The following is a 20282-nucleotide window of genomic DNA, read 5'->3' as shown; positions in this document are numbered from 1 at the left end:
CCGCTACTTGATCGCCATGGGTTTGATGTTGCGGTCTTCCCTGCTCAGAGCCTTGTGCGCGAACTGGGCCAGGCCGTTCGCACCCGGGGCGGGCTGAGGGCTGGCGGCCGCCCACACGCCGGTGCAGTCGAGTGCGTCCGGGGTGCCGGGGTCGATGTCACAGGAGGTCTCGTAGACGAGGCCGCCCGTCGTCAGCACCTCGACGTTGACGATGTTGGCCTGCTCCGAGATCGACACCGCACAGGCGTCCTCGGGGTAGGTGTCCCCCGTGGTGGTCAGGTCGTACCAGCGCCAAGGGGTCACCGTGGGCTGCAGATCGCGGATGCCGGCGTAGGTGACGCCGGCCGAGAGCACTGCCTTCACCTCACGGGAGGCCGCGGGCCGGTGGGCGTCGACGTCGTAACACACGCCGCTGGCGCCCCGCGGACCCGTCGGACCGGTGGGGCCGGTGGGGCCGGTGGGGCCGGTCGCGCCCGTCGCCCCGGTGGCACCCGCACCCGTAGCACCCGTGGGGCCGGTGGCGCCCGTGGGGCCGGTGGGGCCGGTGGCGCCCGTCGCCCCCGGGTAGCCGCGCGGCCCGGTCGGGCCCGTCGCTCCGGTGGCGCCCCTGGGCCCGGTGGGACCCGTCGCACCCTTCTGACCCTTGGGTCCGCGCGGGCCCCGCGGGCCCACGTTGCAGTCGTCGCCGTGACCCGCCGCCGGCGCACCCGCCCTGTGGCGCTGGGCCTTGCAGTGGTCCGGACCGCCCGCCGCCTCGGCCAGCGCGACCGCCGGAGTCGTCAGGCCCGCCAGCAGCAGCGCCACCGAGGCGAGCGTGCCTCCCGCCAGCCAGCCGGCTCGTCGGGGCAACGGCCCCAGGTAGGCACGGGCCTTGTTCTCAGAACTCATGTACAGCTCCTCGCACACACCGGATCGAATCGATCTGCGAAGCCCGGACACAGAGCCGGTCTTCGCGGGTCATCCTGAAGACCCCGCCCCCGAGCGTCCGATCGGCGCGCCCATCCGTCAGCGGAACGGATCAGCCCGAACAGCCACTTGGCCGCCTGCCGCACGGCCACACGGGTCTGCGCATGCGCCATGTTTCACGTGAAACATCCGTCGCTGTTTCACGTGAAACATCGGAGCGTCCGCCCGGTCAGCCGGCGGAGCGGTCCCCCAGCACCCGCCTGCGCTGTGCGACATCCGCCAGCGCCGGCACGCGCCAGGCGCCGTCCGGGTGGTACAGGTTCCGGCCCGGCTCCACGATCTCGTCGATCCGGTCGAGGGTCGCGTCGTCAAGGACCAGGCCGGCGCCCTTCACCAGTGCTTCCAGCTGCTCCATGGTCCGCGGCCCGGTGATCACCGAGGTGACAGCGGGATGCGCCAGCGGGAAGGCCACCGCCAGCTCGGGCAGCGTGCAGCCAATGGAGTCGGCCAGCTCCACCAGCTGCTCCACCGCCTCCAGCTTCGCGACATTGCCCGGAATCGCGGGATCGAAGCGGGCCGGAGTCAGCGCCGGACGCCCCGAGGCCATGTCGACGGCCCTGCCGAGCCGGTACTTCCCCGTCAGGAATCCGGACGCGAGCGGGCTCCAGGTCAGGACGCCCATCCCGTATCTCCGGGCCACCGGCAGCACACCGCTCTCGATCCCGCGCGCGAGGATGGAGTACGGCGGCTGCTCGGTCCGGAACCTCGGCAGAGCCCGCCGCTCGGCGACGTGGTGCGCCTCGACGATCTCCTCGGCCGGGAAGGTGGAGCTGCCGAAGGCGCGTATCTTCCCAGCCCGGACCAGATCACCGAGAACGGACAGGGTCTCCTCGACGTCCGTGCCCTGGTCGGGGCGGTGCACCTGGTAGAGGTCGATCCAGTCCGTGTCCAGCCGGCGCAGGCTGTCCTCGACGGCCCGCACGATCCAGCGCCGGGAGTTTCCGCTGCGGTTGCGGCCCTCGCCCATCTGGAAGTGCACCTTCGTCGCGAGGACGACGTCGTCGCGCCGTCCCTTGAGTGCCTTGCCCACGATCGTCTCGGACTCCCCGGCGGAGTACATGTCCGCGGTGTCCACGAAGTTGATCCCGTGATCGAGCGCGGCGTGGATGATCCGCGCACACTCCTCGTGATCCGGATTGCCCACCGCACCGAACATCATCGTGCCGAGGCAGTGCGTGCTGACCTCGATGCCGGTCCCACCCAGAATTCGGTATCGCATGCTCATGCGTCCGGACTCTAGGAGTTGGAGCGCGCTCCAGCGCAAGCACCAAAAAAAGCCGGCCGCCCCATCGGGAGCGGCCGGGTGTTCGGTGTCAGGTCAGACGCCCCAGGTCACTTGCGCGGCTTGGCCGCGTGGTTGGACTTGGACTTGAGACCCGGCGGGATCCTGTGCGGGGACGCCGGCGCCGTGAACCCGCTCATGGACCCGCCTCGGACGAGCACGGCGGGGGTGGGCGTCGTCTGCTGGACCCAGGGCTCGTTCCAGATGAAGTTGTTGCCGTTGACGTCACCGTGCGTCTGCCACACTGTCCCGGACGACGTCACCACCTTGACGAACGCGTCATTGCCCTGGGCTTCGATCGCGACGCCGCAGACGTTGGCCGGATAGTTGGGGTTCGCGGGGTCGGTCATGGTCGCGACCGTGTTGGTGAGGTCCTGCCAGACGATCGTCCCGCCCGGCGTCGAGGCCTTGCCGACGTACGTCTTCCCGCCGGTGAGCACAGTCTGGAAGTCCTCGGTGTTCGAGGGACTGTAGGCGTCGATGTCGGAACACGGACCGGTCGCACCCGTGGCACCGGTGGCACCCGTCGCACCGGTGGCACCCGTCGCGCCGCTCGCACCTGTGGCACCCGTGGGGCCCGTCGCACCGCTCGCACCTGTGGCACCCGTGGGGCCCGTCGCACCGCTCGCACCCGTCGCACCCGTGGGGCCCGTCGCACCGCTCGCACCTGTGGCACCCGTGGGGCCCGTCGCGCCGCTCGCACCCGTCGCACCGGTGGGGCCCGTCGGACCGGTCGCGCCCGTGGCACCGTCAGTGCCCGGAGCACCCGTGGCGCCCGTCGCGCCGTCAGCACCTGTCGGACCGGTCGGACCGGTCGCGCCCGTGGGACCGTCAACGCCCGTGGCGCCCGTCGCACCATCGGCACCGGTGGGGCCGGTCGCGCCGGTCGGACCCGTGGCACCGTCAACGCCCGGAGCACCCGTTGCGCCCGTCGCGCCGTCAGCACCCGTCGGACCGGTCGGACCGGTCGCGCCCGTAGCACCGTCAACGCCCGTGGCACCTGTAGCGCCGTCAGCACCCGTCGGACCGGTCGGGCCAGTCGGACCCGTGGCACCGTCAACGCCCGTGGCGCCCGTCGCGCCATCGGCACCCGTCGGACCCGTCGGACCGGTCGGACCGGTCGCACCATCGGCACCCGTCGCGCCCGTCGCCCCGGTGGAGCCCGTGGCGCCCGTCGCCCCGGGGTAGCCTCGCGGCCCGGTCGGACCCGTCGCACCGGACGGACCCGTCGGACCTGTCGCACCTGTCGCACCGTCGGCGCCCGTCGCACCAGAGGGCCCCGTCGGTCCCGTGGGACCGGTTGGGCCCGTCGGGCCGACCGGCGGGCACCCGTGGCCGTGGTCGTCGTGGGGGTCGCGCCCTTCGTGAGGGTCTCGCCCTTCGTTCGGGTCGCGCCCTTCGTTCGGGTCGCGGCCCTCGTGCGGGTCCCGGCCCTCGTGCGGGTCTCGGCCCGCGTTCGGGTCGCGGCCCGCGTCGTCTCTCCAGTCGCCGTGTCCCTCGTCGTCCCCGCCGCCCCGGGTCCAGTCCTGTGGCGGTCCGTCGTGCGGCTCGCAGTCCTCGCCTCCGCCGCCGCCCGACGGCGCGGCGGATCTCACTGCCGCCACCGCGGGATTGACCGCCGCGGTGACCGGGGTGGACATGCCCACGAGTACGAGGGAAAGCGAGGCCAGGGCACCTCCCGCGATCCAGGCACGATTGCGGGGTACGGGACCAAGGCGGAGCTTGGTCTGGTGCTCACGACTCATCTGCAGCGCTCCTTCGGAACGGAATGCGAGCCGGAACGGGTGTCGCCCCGGCTACGGGTTCGAACGTCCTTGGGAGCTACGGATGGAGCCGCCCCGATCTTGAGACGGCCCGGATCTTTATCAGCACAACGGCTTATCGGACGCCCCCGAACGGCTCCGCCGAGGCCCATCGGGTGCCGACGCGACCGGCGTGCCGCCGACCCATCAGCGGCCGCACTCCCTAACGTCGCCCGCGATCCGTCCGACGAGAGGGTGCTGCGGTGAGGCCGACCATCTGCCTGAACATGATCGTCAAGAACGAGGCGCCGACGATCCGGAAGTGCCTGGAGTCGGTGCGCCCCCTGATCGACACCTGGGTGATCGTGGACACGGGCTCCACCGACGGCACCCAGGACGTCATCCGGGACTGCTTCGCCGACCTGCCCGGCACGCTCCACGAACGGACCTGGAAGGGTTTCGACGGCAGCCGCACCGAGGCGGTGGAACTCGCGCGCTCCAGCGCCGACTACCTGCTGTTCATCGACGGCGACGACGAGATGCAGATCCGGCCCGGGTTCCGCATGCCGGACCTCACGCTCAACGCGTACCAGGTCGCGCTGCACGACGGTCCGATCGTCCACTGGCGGCCGGCACTGGTCTCCACCCGGCTGCCGTGGCGGTACGTGGGCGTGCTCCACGAGTACATCGACTGCGGCACCGAATACGGCCGCGACGTGATCGAGGGCTTCAACATCCTCTCCGTCGGCGGCGGGGCGCGCTTCCGGGAGGAGGGGCAGCGGTCGAAGTACCTGCGCGACGCCCAGGTACTCACCGAAGGCCTCACGAAGGAGCCCGACAACACCCGTTACGCGTTCTACCTGGCCCAGAGCTGGCGCGACGCGGGCGAGCCGGAGAAGTCCCTCGACGCCTACGACCGCCGGGTCGCCATGGGCGGCTGGGCCGAGGAGACCTACTGCGCGCGGCTCTATGCCGCCCGGCTCGCGGTCACCCTCGACAGGCCGTGGGCCGAGGTGATGGACCGCTACCTGTGCGCGCACGAGAGCCGGCCCTCCCGCGTGGAGGCACTCGGCGACCTCGCCCGCCTCTGCCGACTCGAAAGCCGCTGGCCCCTCGCCCACCTGTTCGCCCGGCAGGCGGTCAGGGTCCCGCGCCCGGACGACATCCTCTTCGTCGAGTTCGCGTGGCACGACTGGCGCGCGCTCGACGAACTCGCGGTGGCCGCCTACTGGACGGGGGAGTACCAGGAGTCCGCGGACTCCTGCGAACTCCTGCTCCAGGACGGCAGACTGCCCGACGACCAGCAGGACCGGGTCCTCGCGAACCTCGAGTTCGCACGGCGCAAACTGGGCGTGGGCTCCCGGACGTTCGCCTGACCGTCCGCGACGGCGGCCCGCGACTCCCCCTCGGTGTCGCGGGCCGTCCTTGTGTGCCGGAGCGGGAGGTCAGTCCGCCAGCGGCAGGTACACGCGGTTGCCCGCGGCCGCGAACTCGGCGGACTTCTCCGCCATGCCGGCCTCGATCTCCTCGGCACCCAGGTCGCCACCGTGCTGGCGGCGGATGTCCTGGGAGATCTTCATCGAGCAGAACTTCGGACCGCACATGGAGCAGAAGTGCGCGGTCTTGGCCGGCTCGGCCGGGAGGGTCTCGTCGTGGAACTCACGGGCCGTGTCTGGGTCGAGGGCCAGGTTGAACTGGTCCTCCCACCGGAACTCGAACCGCGCGTCCGACAGCGCGTCGTCCCATTCCTGGGCACCGGGGTGACCCTTGGCCAGGTCCGCCGCGTGCGCCGCGATCTTGTACGTGATGACACCGGTCTTCACGTCGTCGCGGTTCGGCAGGCCCAGGTGCTCCTTGGGCGTGACGTAGCAGAGCATCGCGGTGCCCCACCAGGCGATCATGGCGGCACCGATGCCCGAGGTGATGTGGTCGTACGCGGGCGCGACGTCGGTGGTCAGCGGGCCGAGCGTGTAGAACGGCGCCTCTTCGCAGATCTCCTGCTGGAGGTCGATGTTCTCCTTGATCTTGTGCATCGGGACGTGCCCGGGGCCCTCGATCATCGTCTGAACGTTGTACCGCTTGGCGATCGTGTTCAGCTCGCCCAGCGTCTTCAGCTCCGCGAACTGCGCCGCGTCGTTCGCGTCCGCGATGGAACCGGGACGCAGGCCGTCGCCCAGCGAGTACGTCACGTCGTACGCCGCGAGGATCTCGCAGAGCTCCTCGAAGTTCGTGTAGAGGAAGTTCTCCTTGTGGTGCGCCAGGCACCAGGCGGCCATGATCGAGCCACCGCGCGAGACGATGCCGGTCTTGCGGCGGGCGGTCAGCGGGACGTACGACAACAGCACGCCGGCGTGGACCGTCATGTAGTCGACGCCCTGCTCGGCCTGCTCGATGACCGTGTCCTTGTAGATCTCCCAGGTCAGGTCCTCGGCCTTGCCGTCGACCTTCTCCAGCGCCTGGTACAGCGGCACGGTGCCGATCGGCACGGGGGAGTTGCGCAGCACCCACTCGCGGGTGGTGTGGATGTTGCGGCCGGTGGAGAGGTCCATGACCGTGTCGGCGCCCCACTTGGTCGCCCAGGTCATCTTGTCCACCTCCTCCTCGATCGAGGAGGTGACCGCGGAGTTGCCGATGTTGGCGTTGACCTTCACCAGGAACCGCTTGCCGATGATCATCGGCTCGATCTCGGGGTGGTTCACGTTGACCGGCATGACCGCGCGACCTGCGGCGATCTCCTCGCGGACGACCTCGGGGGAGACGTTCTCGCGGATCGCGACGTACTCCATCTCCGGGGTGATCTCGCCCCGGCGGGCGTACGCGAGCTGCGTGACGGCGGCGCCGCCACGGCCCCGGCGGGGCTGGCGCGGACGGCCCGGGAAGACCGCGTCGAGGTTCTTGAGGCCGCCGCGCGGCGAGGTGTGCTTGATGCCGTCGTCCTCGGGGCGCACGGGGCGGCCCGCGTACTCCTCGGTGTCACCGCGGCTGATGATCCAGTGCTCGCGCAGCGGCGGCAGGCCCCGGCGCACGTCGGTCTCGATCTGCGGGTCGGTGTACGGACCGGACGTGTCGTAGAGCGTCACGTCCTTGCCGTTGGTGAGGTGGACCTGGCGAACCGGCACCCGGATGTCGGGGCGGGAGCCCGCCACGTATCCCTTGTGCCAGCCGGGCTGGCGCTCGTTCTGGCCATCGGCGTCCTGGCTGACGGCAGGCGTGCGTGCGTCCTGAATGGTCATGAGACCTAATCTCCCTACGCCGGCATTACCCGGTAACAGGTTCGGCGGTCGACGCAGCCTCTTCCCGTACGCATTTTCGAATGCGACGGTGATCAGCGCCCTCTCAGCCCGGTGCTCCGAGCTCCCGCGTTGTGCAAAGTAGCCCCCACGCTAGCGTCATGTGTGGCGTGCTGAACAGTGGGCCCCCTCATCTGTTGCGATGATCAGCCAGTGACGTCCTCGCCGCAGCCCCCCACCGACCCCACGGATCCCACTGGTCACGCCGGCCACGCGGAGCACGCCGACCACGCGGGCCACGCGCACGCCGGCCCCGGTCAGCCGCCCGGCCACACGCCAGGCCACGCGCCCGGTCACTCCCACGGCCACACGCACAGCCATGGCCCGGCGGCCCCCGTCTCGAAGCACCTGCGCAAGGTGATCGCGGCCGTCCTGATCCCCTTCGCCGCCGCCGTCGTGATCGGCATGGCGGTGCTCTGGCCCGGCGGCGCGCCGGACCACGCACGCACGGGAGTCGGCTTCGACCGGCAGACCCAGCAGGGAACGGTCGTCGCGCTCCAGCAGGTCGACTGTAAATCCGTGAACGCCGCGCAGGTGCCCGCCACCGGCGACACCTCCACCCCCGAGGGGCGGGAAGCCCTCGCCTCGCAGACCGGCGAATGCAAGAAGGCCACCATCAGGGTCGGCAGCGGGCCGGACAAGGGCCGCGAGTTCTTCGAGATCCTCCAGCCGGGCGCACCGCGGCAGTTGACGGACGGCCAGGGCGTGGTGGTCGCGTACGCCCCGGACGCGCCCCGGGATCTCCAGTACTCCGTGATCGACGTGAACCGCAAGCTGCCGATGGCCCTGCTCGCCGGGATCTTCGCCGTCGCGGTCGTCCTCGTCGGGCGGATGCGCGGGCTGTTCGCGCTCATCGCCCTCGTGGTCAGCTTCGCGGTGCTGACGCTGTTCATCCTCCCTGCCATCCTGCAGGGGTCGAATCCGCTGGTCGTGGCCGTGGTCGGCGCGAGCGCGATCATGCTGATCGCGCTCTACATGTGCCACGGGCTGACGGCCCGCACCTCGGTCGCGGTCCTCGGCACCATCATCTCGCTGCTGCTGATCGGCCTGCTGGGTTCGCTGTTCATCGACTGGGCGTTCCTCAGCGGCAACACGGACGACAACACCGGGCTGATCCACGGGCTCTACCCGAACATCGACATGAGCGGTTTGCTGCTTGCGGGTGTCATCATCGGATCGCTCGGCGTACTGGACGACGTGACCGTCACTCAGACCTCCGCGGTCTGGGAACTCCACCAGGCCGACCCGTCGATGGGCCCGCGCGGTCTCTACCGGGCGGGCATCCGCATCGGGCGCGACCACATCGCCTCGGTGGTGAACACCCTGGTACTGGCGTACGCGGGCGCGGCGTTGCCCTTGCTTCTCCTGTTCTCGATCGCGAACAGCAGCATGGGTTCGGTGGCCAACAGCGAGCTGGTCGCGGAAGAGATCGTACGCACCCTCGTGGGCTCGATCGGACTGGTCGCCTCGGTACCCGTGACGACGGCACTGGCCGCACTGGTGGTGTCCGCCGACCGCGCGGAATCCCCGGCGGCCACAGCGGCCTCGGGGCCGCTCCGCGGCGGCCGGGGCCGGCGGCGCAAGCGCTGAAGAGGGGCGGACCGGCGGGCGCGACAGGTCGGTTCGCGCGCACGGCCGGCCGTGGGGAACGGCAGGGTGGAGCACTCAGCGCGTCGGCACGCTGAGCCGTGGTGCGTGGATGCGGTGATGCGGTGATGCCGCAGTCCTGCGGATGGTGCCTGTGATGCCGTACTGATCGCCGGTACGCCGTGGTCAGCAGGCGTCCGGCCGGGCTTCGGTCAGCCCGCGTTCTGCTCGTTCTGCTGCGACTCCGCGAGGATCTTGTCGAGCGCCTCGTCGAGGTTCTCCTCGAAGTCCCCGAGGTTGCGCTCCTGGCCGAGTGGAACGATCCGGTCGGTGCGGTCGAGGAACGCCACGAGTGGCGCCGCGCTCACACGGAAGAGAGCCCGGTCCGCGCCTACCTGCAGCCGGATGTGGACATCGGACAGTTCCTCCGGATCGGTCGGAGCGATGTGGACGTCTCCGTCACCGCACGGCTTGTTGATGCCGTCCAGAAGGAGTTCCCGGCCGAACGCCCACGTCACGGGCGCATCCCCGGGAAGGTGAAAGGTCAGGCGGACCGCGTAGGGGTCACGAGCGTCGTACCGGAGTTCCACCGGAATCCGGAACGAAAGCTCCTCGGAAACGAGGAAACTCATCATGACCTCTGCCTGTACCGACTCGCGCATTGCCTACCCCGCTGTAGTGGAAGTGGCCAGGAATGATCCCCCAAGGCCCTCTTGACAAGAGTGGTGGAAGGGCTAGCAGATCACAAGGAGTGAGTTTTCAGATACTGATAGAGAACGAGAGGGTGCTCAACAGCGCGCCTACTTCACTCCGTAGCCGATCGACCGCATACAGCAATCGCTGTTCCTGGTGCAGAGGGAGAGAAATCGCCATCGTCGCAGCGGTGTCGCCGGCCGTGATCGGGATGGCCGCGCACACGGTGCCCAGGGCGTATTCCTGCCGCTCGGTCACCGGCTGCATCCGCTCCATGGAGCCGATCCGCTGCTCCAGAGTCCCCAAGTCCCGCACGGTGTACTGGGTGATGGCCTCGACCGGGTGCCGGTCGTAGTAGTCCTTGCGCGTCTTCTCGTCGAGCTGGCCCAGCAGGCACTGCCCGATGGCGTGCGCGTGGCCGGTCTCGCGGAAATCGGCCCACTCCTCGCAGGCAGGGTTCGCCGGGGTGTCCGAGACACCCACGACCTCGATTTCACCCTCGCGGTAGACCGCGAAGTAGACGGGGGCCCCGACCGCGTCGCGGAAGTGCGCGAGGGAGTCGAGGATCATGCTGCGACGTTTCTGCTGAAGCCCCCCACCGGCCAGCCGGCCGGCGGCGTCCCCCAGGACGAAGACTCCGCTCTCCCGGCGCAGATAGCCCTCGTGCGTCAGGGTGCGCAGCAGGTGGTACGCGGTGGGAAGCGGGAGCCCGGCCTCGCGCGCCAGTTGTTTCGCCGGGGCTCCCTCGCTATGGGAACCCACCGCTTCGAGCAGCCTCAGTGCCCGCTGCACCGAACCGATCAGAGTCGGCACACCGGCATTGTGAACCGAAGACAAAGCTCACCCCCAGGCGTGGCGGCGGGCCTTGGGGGGGCCCGCCCTGCGGGGGCCGCCCCCGCGTGTGCCGTGACTCCTGGGGGTCGTGCTCGGTGGCTGTCAAAAAGAACCGCAGGTCAGAGCGGTACTACCGGCGTTCGGTGCCCAGGGAACGGCACAGATTGCCACTCTATCCGCCGATTCCCGGGCTGTGAGCGGTTTGGCGGTTCACGTTCCCTCAGCTGGGTTAATCCCGCTGTGCCCTGGTTGCGCCAGTTCTACCACTGTCCGGCGGAGGACTTCGACCCGGTGCCCTTGAACTTCCTGACGAGGAAGATCAGGCCTCCGACGAGGGCCGCGAGGAGCAGGGCCTTGAAGAGGAAGCCGATCAGCGCACCGATGATGCTGGTGATCACACCACCGAAGACGAACAGCACGAGCAGCGGAACGGCGACCCACTTGACCCACCAGGGCATGCCCTCGAATATCCCTCGGATGCCTTCCATGTCCTCGACCTCTTCTTCCTAGTCCGTCTTGCCGGTGAACTCCTGCTCTCGATGCTAGGAGCCCACGGCCCCGGGCGGGGCTCCGCGAGCCCCCGTACTCCCCTGATCCGCCCCCTAGGGGGACCGGGCCGCGGACCCTCAGTCCCGGGGTCCTTTCACCCTTCCGGCGGAGAGAAGACGACCATGATCTTCAGGTTCTCGGTGATGTGGTGGAACTTGTGCGGCACCCCGGCCGGCACGTAGACCACGCTGCCGTTGGCGACCGTCGTCGTCTCGTCTCCGACGGTGATCGAGGCCCGGCCGCTCACCACGAAGTACACCTCGTCCTGGGCGTGGGGCTGTTGGGGGTCGCTCTGCCCGGCGTCCAGCGCGTACAGCCCGACCGACATGTTCCGCTCGCGCAGGAACTGCAGGTAGGCGCCCTTGTTCGCGGCCCGCTCGGCCTCGAGCTCGTCCAGCCGGAAGGCCTTCATCGTCTTCGCACCCCTCGTGTTCTCTCGCCCGGTGAGCATGCGCAGATCAGCTGATGTTCCACCGGGGCCATCTCTGCAACGATCAGACACATGACGAATTTCGTAGTCAAGACCCTGGCCAACGCGGCAGCCCTGGGCGTCGCCATCTGGCTCGTCTCGGGCATCACACTGGAAGACGGCAGCAGCACGGGCCACCAAGCGCTCTCCCTGATCCTGGTCGCGCTGATCTTCGGCCTGGTCAACCTGATCGTCAAGCCCGTGGTGAAGCTGCTCTCGCTGCCCCTGTTCGTCCTCACCCTCGGCCTCTTCACCATCGTGGTGAACGCGGCGATGCTGCTGCTGACCTCCTGGCTGGCGAAGCAGTTCGACCTCAGCTTCCACGTCGACAACTTCTTCTGGTCGGCGATCGCCGGCGCCCTGATCGTCTCCATCGTCTCCTGGGCCCTGAACGTGGTCCTGCCCGACAAGAACTGAGGCCGGGCGCCCATGTACCGCGTGTGCTTCGTCTGCACCGGCAACATCTGCCGCTCGCCCATGGCCGAGTCGGTCTTCCGCTCCCACGTCGCCGACGCGGGCCTCTCGGGCCTGGTGGAGGTCGACAGCGCCGGCACCGGCGGCTGGCACGAGGGGGACGGGGCCGACCCGCGCACCGTGGCCGTACTGGAGGCCGCGGGGTACGAACCCGGCCACCGTGCCCGGCAGTTCCGGGCCTCCTGGTTCGCCGGCCTCGACCTCGTCATCGCACTCGACGCCGGGCACCTGCGTGACCTGAGGGCGCTCGCCCCCACCCCGCAGGACGCGGCCAAGGTCCGGCTGCTGCGGTCCTACGACCCGGCGGCCTCCGCCGCCGAGACCGACGTACCGGACCCTTACTACGGGCCCCTCGACGGATTCGAGGAGTGCCTGCACCTGGTCGAGGCGGCGAGCCCCGGCCTGCTGGCCGCCGTCAGCGAAGCCGTGAAGGAGCACACCCCATGAGCGCCCCCGACCCCGTGACCCCGCGCCAGGAGCGGCTCGGCGACGGCACCGTCGCCGTCCGCGCCGGTCTGCCGGAGCCCGTCAAGAACGAGCCTCCGCTGCCCGGCCCCGTCTTCGCCGCCCACTTCCACCTTCCCGGCGACGTCGACGGCCCCTACGCCTACGCCCGCGACTCCAACCCCACGTGGACCCTGCTGGAGCGGGCCATCGGGGAGCTGGAGGCCCCCGGCCTGGACGGGGTCGAGACGGTCGTCTTCGCCTCCGGCATGGCCGCGGTCTCCGCCGTACTGCTCTCCCAGGCACGCTCGGGCGACACGGTCGTCCTGCCGGACGACGGCTACCAGGTGCTGCCCCTCGTACGGGAACAGCTGGAGGCGTACGGGGTCCACGTGCGCACCGCCCCCACGGGCGAGGACGGCCAGCTCCCGGTCCTCGACGGAGCCCGGCTGCTGTGGCTGGAGACCCCGTCCAACCCCGGTCTCGACGTCTGCGACGTGCGCCGCCTCGTGGACGCGGCGCACGCCGGCGGCACCCTCGTCGCCGTCGACAACACCCTCGCGACCCCGCTCGGCCAGCGCCCCCTCGAACTGGGCGCCGACTTCTCGGTGGCCAGCGGCACCAAGGGGCTGACCGGCCACGGCGACCTGCTGCTCGGTTACGTCGTCTGCCGCGACGCCGAGCTCGCCGCGGGCATCCGCCGCTGGCGCAAGGTGGTCGGCGCGATCCCCGGCCCCATGGAGGCCTGGCTCGCGCACCGCTCCCTGTCCACCATCCAGCTGCGCGCCCAGCGCCAGTGGGCCAACGCGCTCGCCGTCGCGGAGGCCCTCGCCGACCGCGCCGACGTCACCGGGCTGCGCTACCCGGGCCTGCCGTCGGACCCGTCCCACAAGACGGCCGCGCGGCAGATGCGGGGCTTCGGCTCCGTGGTCTCCTTCACCCTGGCCGACCGCGCGCACGCGGAACGGTTCATGGCCGCCCTGCGGCTCGTCGAGGACGCCACCAGTTTCGGCGGGGTCCGGTCCACCGCGGAGCGCCGCCGGCGGTGGGGCGGCGACGCCGTTCCGGAGGGGTTCATCCGCTTCTCCGCGGGCGCCGAGGACACCGAGGACCTGGTCACGGACGTCCTGCGGGCGCTCGATCTGGCGGCCCGCACGAGCTGACCGGCCGGCCGGAGGCGGTCCGGGCACGCCCTGCGGCGGCTCGGTCCGCCCGGCTCCCGGAGCGGCGGGTTTCACCGGCACGCGTTTCAGAAGCGGAAGTCTGGGCCACTCTTCTCCCATGACCGAACGTCCAGTGGTCAAACGCACCGCCCGCGCGATCCTGCTCGACGGTGACGACCTGATCCTCATCAAGCGGACCAAACCCGGCATCGACCCGTACTGGCTCACTCCCGGCGGGGGCGTGGAGCCCTCGGACCTGACCGTGGTCGACGCCCTCCACCGAGAGCTCCACGAGGAACTCGGCGCCAAGATCACCGACGTCGTGCCCTGCTTCGTCGACACCGTCGAGCACATCGCCGACAGAGGCGTGACCGGCGTCAAGGTGCAGCACTTCTTCGTCTGCCATCTCGAATCCATGGACCTCAGCCAGCGGCACGGCCCCGAGATCGACGAGCCCGAGGGCGAGTACGAGATCGTCCGCGTGCCCTTCAGCCGCGTCGGCATCGCCGCGGTGCACCTCGTCCCGCTGTCCCTGCGTCACTACCTCGACGGCAACATCGAGGGCGTGCGCGCGATGCACGCCCCCGACCTGGGCTGACCCACCGCACGCGGGCGCCGCCGCCGACATCAGCCGGCGACGCCCGCCAGTTCCTCCACCTCGTCGTGCCGGATCCGCTCATCGGGGATCCCGATCCTCTTCAGCGCGTCCACCCCGCTGCGGATCATCGCGGCCGGCCCCGAGACGAACGCGTCGTACGAACTCCAGGGCCCGTGGGTGCCGACGGCCTGCGGCAGTTGCCCGGCGAGGCCCTCGTCGCAGACCACCGGGCGCACCGACAGCCAGGGGTGCGAGCGCTGCAGCCCCAGCAGCGTGTCCTTGTCGTACAGGTCGTCGTCGCTGCGCGCCCCGAAGAACACCTCCACCGGGCGCCGCTCCCCGTGCTCGGCCACGTCCTCGATCAGCGCCTTGATCGGGGCGATCCCCGTGCCGCCTCCCAGGCACAGCATTCCGTTGTCGGTGCTGTGGTCGACCACCATCGAACCCGCCGGGGGCCCGAGCCTCAGCACGTCACCGGGCCGGGCGTGCCGCACGAGCGCGTTGGAGACCCATCCCGCGGGAACGGCCTTGACGTGGAAGGACAGCAGCCCGTCCCCGCGCGGGGCCGAGGCGAAGGAGTAGTGCCTCCAGATCCGCGGCCACCAGGGGGTCTCCAGGGTCGTGTACTGGCCCGCGAGGAAGGGGTAGGGCTGGTCGGGACGGACCGTGATCACCGCGATGTCGGAGGTCCGCAGATCGTGGGAGACCACCTCCGCGTGCCACCACGGCGGCGCCTTGGGCTCGTCCTCGGCCGCCGCGTCGATCATGATCTGGGAGATGGCGGTGTAGGCCCGGACCCAGGCGGCCTCGGTCTCCGGCCCCCAGGCGTCGTGCGCGTACTTGGCCAGCGCCCCGATCAGGGCCTCACCCACCGGCGGATAGTGCTCGGGGCGGGTGCCGTACTTGCGGTGCCCCGTACCCAGCCGGCGCAGGTAGGCGGTGAGCACCTCGGGGTCGTCGATGTGCTCGGCGGCCGTCAGCAGCGCCTTCAGCAGCCGGTCGCGCTGCACGTCCATCGCGGCGGGGAACAGCCCCCGCAGATCCGGGTGTCCGGTGAACACGACGGCGTAGAAGTACGAGGTCACCCTGTCGGCGACGGGCGCGATCTCCGCGAGGGTCCGGCGGATGAGGACGGCATCGGGAGAGGGCTCGGGGGAGGGCTCGGGGGAGGGCTCGGGATCACCGTCCCCGGACGGTATCCGGGACGGCCCCCGTCTTGCCGATCTGGTGGGCGGAGCGTCCATGCGGTGCCTCGCTTCGAGCATCTCGGTAGGTCTGCACGCGCCACGGCCTTCGAATCCGTGGTTCCGGGTTTCACAGCGTGCCAGTCCGCCCAAGAGCCTGCGGGGAAATGCGGGAAATCCGCGTTTCGAACCCACTTTCCCCTTAAGATGCCTCAACTCCCGTGCGCGCCACCCCTGTCAGCTGGTATGCCTCGCGCAGGTCCCGCCCCTCATAGGCATACGTCGCCCGCTCCACCAGGCGGGGGTGGGCATTCACCGCGACCGAGAGCGGGACCACCTCGAACAGCGCCACGTCGGTGCTGGAGTCCGCGTACGCGACACAGTCGGCCCGGGTCACCCCGAACCGCGCGCACAACTGGTCGGCGACCGTGACCTTGCCCTCGGGTGTCAGGATCCCGGTGACGTCCACCGGCCGGGTGAAGGGCACCTCCGGGAAGACCGAGCCGTGCGCGGCGTGCGCTCCCCACTCCAGGAGGAGCTCCACGAAGAACGACGGCGACAGCGAGATCACGGCGCAGTAGTCCCCGCGCCCCCGGATCTCCTGCCAGACCTCCTGGATCCCCAGCAGCCACGGAGCCGCATCGAACGCCGCCCGCACGTGTGCCGGGGTCAGATCCGCCCAGAGCGCCTGGACCGCCCTCGCGAACTGGTACGGCTGGAGCTCCAGCGCGGCGAAGGACCGTTCCAGGGCAACGATCTCGTCGCTCAGTCCGAGCTGCCGGGAGATCTCGACGGGCGACGAGGTGCCGTACATCAGCGTTCCATCGAGGTCGAACAGGTGAAGACGGGTCATAGCCGTCGAGGCTAGTACGTATGTTTCACGTGAAACAGTGCCTCTCCTCGCGGAGGGACAGAGCGGGCGGGTGGATGTTTCACGTGAAACATCCACCCCGAAACATCCATCCCAAATCCTCTGGACCGGGTCCCGGTCCATGAACCACTCTGAGGCCGTGACACCACCCCATCTCACCGACCTCCCCATCCGCGCACTGACCGTGGACGACCTCCGCCACTGCGCCGATCTCTCCGAAGACCGCGGCTGGCCCCGCGAGGACCACAAGTGGGGGCTGCTCCTGGCGGCCGGACACGGCTACGGCATCGACGCCCCCGACGGCCTGGGACTCGCCACGGCCTGTGTGGTCACCCGGTACGGACCTCCGATGGCCGACCCCGAACTCGCCGCCATCGGCATGGTCCTGGTCGCCGAGCGCTACGCCCGCCAGGGTCTGGGCCGGCGCCTCATGACGCACGTCTGCGACGACGTCCTCAAGGGCGTTCCGCTCACGCTGCACGCCACCCCGTACGGCCGCCCCCTCTACGAGGAGCTCGGCTTCGAGACCACCGGCCGCGCCGAGATGCTCGTGGGCGCCTTCAGCCCGGATGCCGCCGCTCCCGCGCAGGACACCTTCCGCGTCCGGCCCGCCGGCGCCGGGGACATCCCCCGGATCCTCCGGCTGGACGCCGAGGTCTTCGGCGCCGACCGGACCCATCTGGTCACCCGCCTGCCCGCCTTCACGGACCGGTTGCTCGTCGCCGAGGACCTCTCCGGCGAGCTGATCGGCTACGGCGCCATCTGGCCCAACATGGACACCCATGTCATCGGACCGCTGGTGGCCCGGGACACCGGCACGGCCCAGGCCCTCGTCACCGCCCTCGCGGCGGCCACCGACCGGCACCTGCGCACCGATGTCGACGTACGCCACGAGGAACTGCTCGGCTGGCTCAAGGACTGCGGTCTCGGCTCGGTGGCCTTCAACGCCGTCATGACCAGGGACCTCCCCGGTCCGCCCGGTGACTGGACCCGCCGGTGGGCCCCGCTCACCGTCGCGGCCGGCTGAGCCGGGAGGACCCACATATGACCGACACCACCTCCGGCCTGCTCATCCGTCCGGCCACCGAGGAGGACCTGCCCGCGATCGTCGCGATGCTCGCGGACGACCCGCTCGGCGCCACCCGGGAGTCCCCGGACGACCTCGCCCCGTACGTGGCGGCGCTCAAGCGGCTGACGGACGATCCCCACCAGCACGTGGTCGTCGCCGTCCGGGCCGGCCGCGTCGTCGGCACCCTCCAGCTGACGATCGTCCCCGGACTCTCCCGCAAGGGGAGCACCCGTTCGATCATCGAGGGCGTACGCGTTCACGCCGACGAACGCGGCAGCGGACTGGGCACCCGGTTCATCGAGTGGGCGATCGAGCGGTCCCGTACCGAGAACTGCGCGCTCGTCCAGCTCACCTCCGACGTGACCCGCACCGACGCCCACCGCTTCTACGAGCGGCTCGGCTTCACCGCGTCCCACGTCGGGTTCAAGCTCCAGCTCTGAACCCGGGCGCAGGCCGGGCCGCTGTACGCGGCCCGGCCTACGATCGGGAGGATGAGCAGCCTTCCCCTCATCAGCACCGCGGAACGCCGGCGTCGCCTCGGCCGCCGGCACCGCCTCGCGCCGTCGGCCCACGCGACGAGCGTGCCCGAGGCCGCGGACGCCGTGATCGGTCTGCACGCCACCGACGCCTCGACGGTCTTCCTCTCGGCCCGGGCCCGGCTGCGCGAAGGCGGACCCGAGGATGTCGAACGGGCCCTGTACGAGGACGTGAGCCTCGTACGGCTGCTCAGCATGCGCCGCACGCTCTTCGCCGTCTCCACCGAACTCGCCCCGTACGTCGACTCCTCCACCGCGCGGGCCATCGCCGCGAAGGAGCGCCGGAACTTCCTCAAGCGGCTCGCCGAGGACGGTCAGGGCCTCGATGCCGACTGGCTCGCCGCGGCGGAGGGCGCCGCGCTCGACGCCCTGGACAGCCACGGCCCCTCCACCGGCAGCCAGCTCTCGGCGGCCGTACCGCTCCTGCGCCGGAAGGTCACCGTCGAGCGGGGCGGGAAGTACGAGGCGAAGGTGGGCGTCGCCACCCACGTCATCCGGCTGCTCGCCTGCGACGGCCGCATCCGCCGGGACCGGCCCCGGGGATCGTGGACCTCCAGCCAGTACCGCTGGGTCCACACCGAGCCCTGGCCCGCCCTGCCCCCGGCCGAGGCCCGCGCCGAGCTCGCCCGCCGCTGGCTGCGGTCCTACGGTCCGGCCACCGAGGCCGACTTGAAGTGGTGGACGGGGTGGACCCTCACCGATGCGCGCAAGGCCCTTGCCGCGGTCGGTCCCGACACGGTCCGGCTCGACGACGGCAGCACCGCGCTCGTCAGCCCCGGCGACACCGCGCCCGAACCCGGCCAGGAACCCTGGGCCGCCCTGCTGCCCGCCCTCGACCCGAGCGCCATGGGCTGGGCGGACCGGGGCTTCCACCTCGACCCCGGCCACCGCCCGGTCCTCTTCGACTACGCCGGCAACATCGGCCCCACCGTGTGGTGGAACGGCGAGATCGTCGGCGGCTGGGCCCAGCGCGGCGACGGCGAGATCGTCCACCGGCTGCTGGGCGACCCCGGCAGCGAGGCCCGGGCGGCCATCGAGGCCGAGGCCGCACGGCTCGCCGCCTGGGTGGGGGAGGCCCGCATCACCCCCCGCATGCGCACCCCGCTGGAGCGTGAACTCGTAGCGGGCTGAGGGCGCTCCGCTAGCCGATGCCCCGCCAGCCCTGCGGGTCGACCCCGCCGGGCACCGGGGACTGCGGGTCGTAGGGCTCGCGGGTGAACACGAACGAGCCGAGGTCGAGGTGGCTCACCGATCCGTCGGGCCGCCGAACGGCCCGCAGCGACTCGCCCGCGTAGTAGCCGCCCAGCCCGGTCCAGCTGCCGTCCGGTTCCGCCCGGAAACGGGCGGAGCGGCCGCTCCCGCCCACCGGACCGAGCTCCAGGAACCCGTCGTAGGTCAGCCGTACGGCCTGGGCCGAGGTGCCCCAGTACCAGGGGCCGCAGAGCTCCAGCGCGACGGGATCGGACTCCCGCAGCGGCCGCCAGGGCTCGGGGATCCGCGGCTCGGCCTCGGCGACGATGCCCACCAGGTCGGCCGCGAGCGTCGAAGCGGGCAGCCCCGAGGTGCAGTTGGCCAGGACCACCGCGGCCACGTCGTCCTCCTCGCTCAGCCACAGCCCGGCGACGAATCCCGGCAGCGAGCCGCTGTGACCCGCGAGCCGGCGCCCACCGCTCTGCGTCAGCTGCATCCCGAGCCCGTATCCGAGCTCGGCGAGACCCGGCTCCGGGGGAGTGGCCGACGTCCGCATCTCGCGCACCGACCCCGCGCTCAGCACGCGCGCGTCGCCCCGTACGAGGAACGCGGCGAACGCCGCCAGATCGCCGGTGGTGGACCACAGCTGGCCGGCCGGGGCCATGAGCCCGAGATCCTCCATGGGTTCCGGCATCATCACGTCCGCCCACGGGTGCACCGCCCAGCCACCGGCGTGCGGGGCCACCGGCTGCGCCGTCGTGCGTTCCAGCCCCAGCGGCTCCAGCACCTCGGCGCGGAGCACGTCCTCCCACGGCTTTCCGCGGACTGCCTCCACGAGCGAACCGAGCAGGGTGTAGCCGGGGTTGGAGTAGTGATGGCGCCGACCGGGCTCGAAGCGGAACGGGTGCGCGCCCAGGACGTCCGAGAGCTCCGGCCGCAGCGTGCCCGCCGTGCGCTCCCACCACTCGCCGGGCGTCTCCGCCGCCAGACCGGAGGTGTGGGACAGCAGTTGTCCCACCGTCACCTCGCCGACGCCCGTACCCGGAAGGAACTTCTCGACCGGGTCGCCCAGTTCCAGCAGGCCCTCGTCCCGGAGCCGCAGCACCAGCACGGCGGTGAACGTCTTGGTGATCGACCCGATCCGGTACTGCACGTTTGCGTCGGGGCCGTGCCCCTCGACCATGGTCCGGGACCCCTCCCAGACCACCTCACCGCCCCGCACCACGGCCGCCACCAGCGACGGAGACCGGCCTTCGCGCTGCGCGACCGCGATCCGGTGACTCAGCGCCCGCCGGGTCGCGGGCAGCAGGACAGAATCGTTCAATGCGGCATCCATGGTG

The 20282-nt window shown here is 70.9% G+C and carries 20 protein-coding genes; 9 read left to right on the top strand and 11 right to left on the bottom strand.

What is annotated here, in order from left to right; genetic code table 11:
• Positions 1–3: 3 nt before the first annotated feature.
• From ACWCP2_RS02500 to ACWCP2_RS02490, 3 genes are all read right to left on the bottom strand, one after another.
• Positions 4–888: a hypothetical protein gene (locus ACWCP2_RS02500; protein WP_450906740.1), complete on the bottom strand. Its 885-nt coding sequence runs from the start codon at positions 886–888 to the stop codon at positions 4–6.
• A 247-nt stretch (positions 889–1135) separates the two neighbouring features.
• Entirely contained in the window at positions 1136–2185 is a 1050-nt protein-coding gene (locus tag ACWCP2_RS02495) for an aldo/keto reductase (RefSeq protein ID WP_450906925.1), read from the bottom strand.
• A 113-nt stretch (positions 2186–2298) separates the two neighbouring features.
• The gene (locus ACWCP2_RS02490) at positions 2299–2688 is read right to left on the bottom strand and encodes a hypothetical protein (RefSeq protein WP_450906739.1); all 390 of its coding nucleotides are present in this window, start codon (positions 2686–2688) and stop codon (positions 2299–2301) included.
• A gap of 1565 nt (positions 2689–4253) precedes the next feature.
• Between ACWCP2_RS02490 and ACWCP2_RS02485 the strand changes: the two genes are divergently transcribed.
• Positions 4254–5366 (top strand): glycosyltransferase, encoded by a 1113-nt coding sequence (locus ACWCP2_RS02485; RefSeq protein WP_450906738.1) that lies wholly within the window; start codon positions 4254–4256, stop codon positions 5364–5366.
• Between the two features lie 69 nt (positions 5367–5435).
• Here ACWCP2_RS02485 and thiC read toward each other — a convergent pair whose 3' ends face one another.
• On the bottom strand, positions 5436–7223 hold the full coding sequence (thiC, locus tag ACWCP2_RS02480; RefSeq protein ID WP_450906737.1) for a phosphomethylpyrimidine synthase ThiC: 1788 nt from the start codon (positions 7221–7223) through the stop codon (positions 5436–5438).
• A gap of 210 nt (positions 7224–7433) precedes the next feature.
• On the opposite strand from thiC, the gene ACWCP2_RS02475 reads away from it, so the two are divergent.
• Entirely contained in the window at positions 7434–8870 is a 1437-nt protein-coding gene (locus tag ACWCP2_RS02475) for a YibE/F family protein (protein WP_450906736.1), read from the top strand.
• Positions 8871–9079: 209 nt separating this feature from the next.
• Here ACWCP2_RS02475 and ACWCP2_RS02470 read toward each other — a convergent pair whose 3' ends face one another.
• The 4 genes from ACWCP2_RS02470 to ACWCP2_RS02455 all read right to left on the bottom strand — a co-directional run bounded on the left by ACWCP2_RS02470 (position 9080) and on the right by ACWCP2_RS02455 (position 11355).
• Positions 9080–9529 (bottom strand): SsgA family sporulation/cell division regulator, encoded by a 450-nt coding sequence (locus ACWCP2_RS02470; RefSeq protein ID WP_450906735.1) that lies wholly within the window; start codon positions 9527–9529, stop codon positions 9080–9082.
• 97 nt (positions 9530–9626) lie between these two features.
• Positions 9627–10364 (bottom strand): IclR family transcriptional regulator, encoded by a 738-nt coding sequence (locus ACWCP2_RS02465; protein ID WP_450906924.1) that lies wholly within the window; start codon positions 10362–10364, stop codon positions 9627–9629.
• Positions 10365–10654: 290 nt separating this feature from the next.
• Positions 10655–10882 (bottom strand): DUF5326 family protein, encoded by a 228-nt coding sequence (locus ACWCP2_RS02460; RefSeq protein WP_450906734.1) that lies wholly within the window; start codon positions 10880–10882, stop codon positions 10655–10657.
• 155 nt (positions 10883–11037) lie between these two features.
• Positions 11038–11355: a cupin domain-containing protein gene (locus tag ACWCP2_RS02455; RefSeq protein ID WP_450906923.1), complete on the bottom strand. Its 318-nt coding sequence runs from the start codon at positions 11353–11355 to the stop codon at positions 11038–11040.
• 90 nt (positions 11356–11445) lie between these two features.
• On the opposite strand from ACWCP2_RS02455, the gene ACWCP2_RS02450 reads away from it, so the two are divergent.
• From ACWCP2_RS02450 to ACWCP2_RS02435, 4 genes are all read left to right on the top strand, one after another.
• A complete protein-coding gene (locus ACWCP2_RS02450; RefSeq protein WP_450906733.1) occupies positions 11446–11829 on the top strand; it encodes a phage holin family protein in 384 nt (127 codons plus the stop codon).
• A 12-nt stretch (positions 11830–11841) separates the two neighbouring features.
• Positions 11842–12333, top strand: coding sequence for a low molecular weight protein-tyrosine-phosphatase (locus ACWCP2_RS02445; RefSeq protein WP_450906732.1), 492 nt, complete (start codon positions 11842–11844; stop codon positions 12331–12333).
• Positions 12330–13493, top strand: coding sequence for a cystathionine gamma-lyase (locus ACWCP2_RS02440; protein WP_450906731.1), 1164 nt, complete (start codon positions 12330–12332; stop codon positions 13491–13493). The genes ACWCP2_RS02445 and ACWCP2_RS02440 overlap by 4 nt, the downstream gene beginning before the upstream one ends.
• Positions 13494–13611: 118 nt before the next feature.
• Positions 13612–14091 (top strand): NUDIX domain-containing protein, encoded by a 480-nt coding sequence (locus ACWCP2_RS02435; RefSeq protein WP_450906730.1) that lies wholly within the window; start codon positions 13612–13614, stop codon positions 14089–14091.
• Positions 14092–14120: 29 nt separating this feature from the next.
• Here ACWCP2_RS02435 and ACWCP2_RS02430 read toward each other — a convergent pair whose 3' ends face one another.
• On the bottom strand, positions 14121–15335 hold the full coding sequence (locus tag ACWCP2_RS02430; protein ID WP_450906729.1) for a globin domain-containing protein: 1215 nt from the start codon (positions 15333–15335) through the stop codon (positions 14121–14123).
• Between the two features lie 142 nt (positions 15336–15477).
• Positions 15478–16128, bottom strand: coding sequence for an HAD family hydrolase (locus ACWCP2_RS02425; RefSeq protein WP_450906728.1), 651 nt, complete (start codon positions 16126–16128; stop codon positions 15478–15480).
• Positions 16129–16285: 157 nt separating this feature from the next.
• On the opposite strand from ACWCP2_RS02425, the gene ACWCP2_RS02420 reads away from it, so the two are divergent.
• The 3 genes from ACWCP2_RS02420 to ACWCP2_RS02410 are packed head-to-tail and all read left to right on the top strand — an operon-like array spanning position 16286 to position 18882.
• Positions 16286–17173 carry a GNAT family N-acetyltransferase gene (locus tag ACWCP2_RS02420; protein WP_450906727.1) on the top strand — a complete coding sequence of 296 codons (888 nt, stop codon included), beginning with the start codon at positions 16286–16288 and terminating at the stop codon, positions 17171–17173.
• A 17-nt stretch (positions 17174–17190) separates the two neighbouring features.
• On the top strand, positions 17191–17655 hold the full coding sequence (locus tag ACWCP2_RS02415) for an N-acetyltransferase family protein (protein WP_450906726.1): 465 nt from the start codon (positions 17191–17193) through the stop codon (positions 17653–17655).
• Positions 17656–17706: 51 nt separating this feature from the next.
• A complete protein-coding gene (locus ACWCP2_RS02410; RefSeq protein ID WP_450906725.1) occupies positions 17707–18882 on the top strand; it encodes a winged helix DNA-binding domain-containing protein in 1176 nt (391 codons plus the stop codon).
• 10 nt (positions 18883–18892) lie between these two features.
• On the opposite strand, the gene ACWCP2_RS02405 is transcribed toward ACWCP2_RS02410, so the two are convergent.
• Entirely contained in the window at positions 18893–20278 is a 1386-nt protein-coding gene (locus tag ACWCP2_RS02405) for a serine hydrolase domain-containing protein (protein ID WP_450906724.1), read from the bottom strand.
• Between the last annotated feature and the right edge of the window lie 4 nt (positions 20279–20282).

The organism is Streptomyces sp. NPDC002104 (assembly GCF_053593795.1).
The sequence above is the reverse complement of the archived record's forward strand: the minus strand, read 5'-3'. Positions and strand labels throughout refer to the sequence as shown.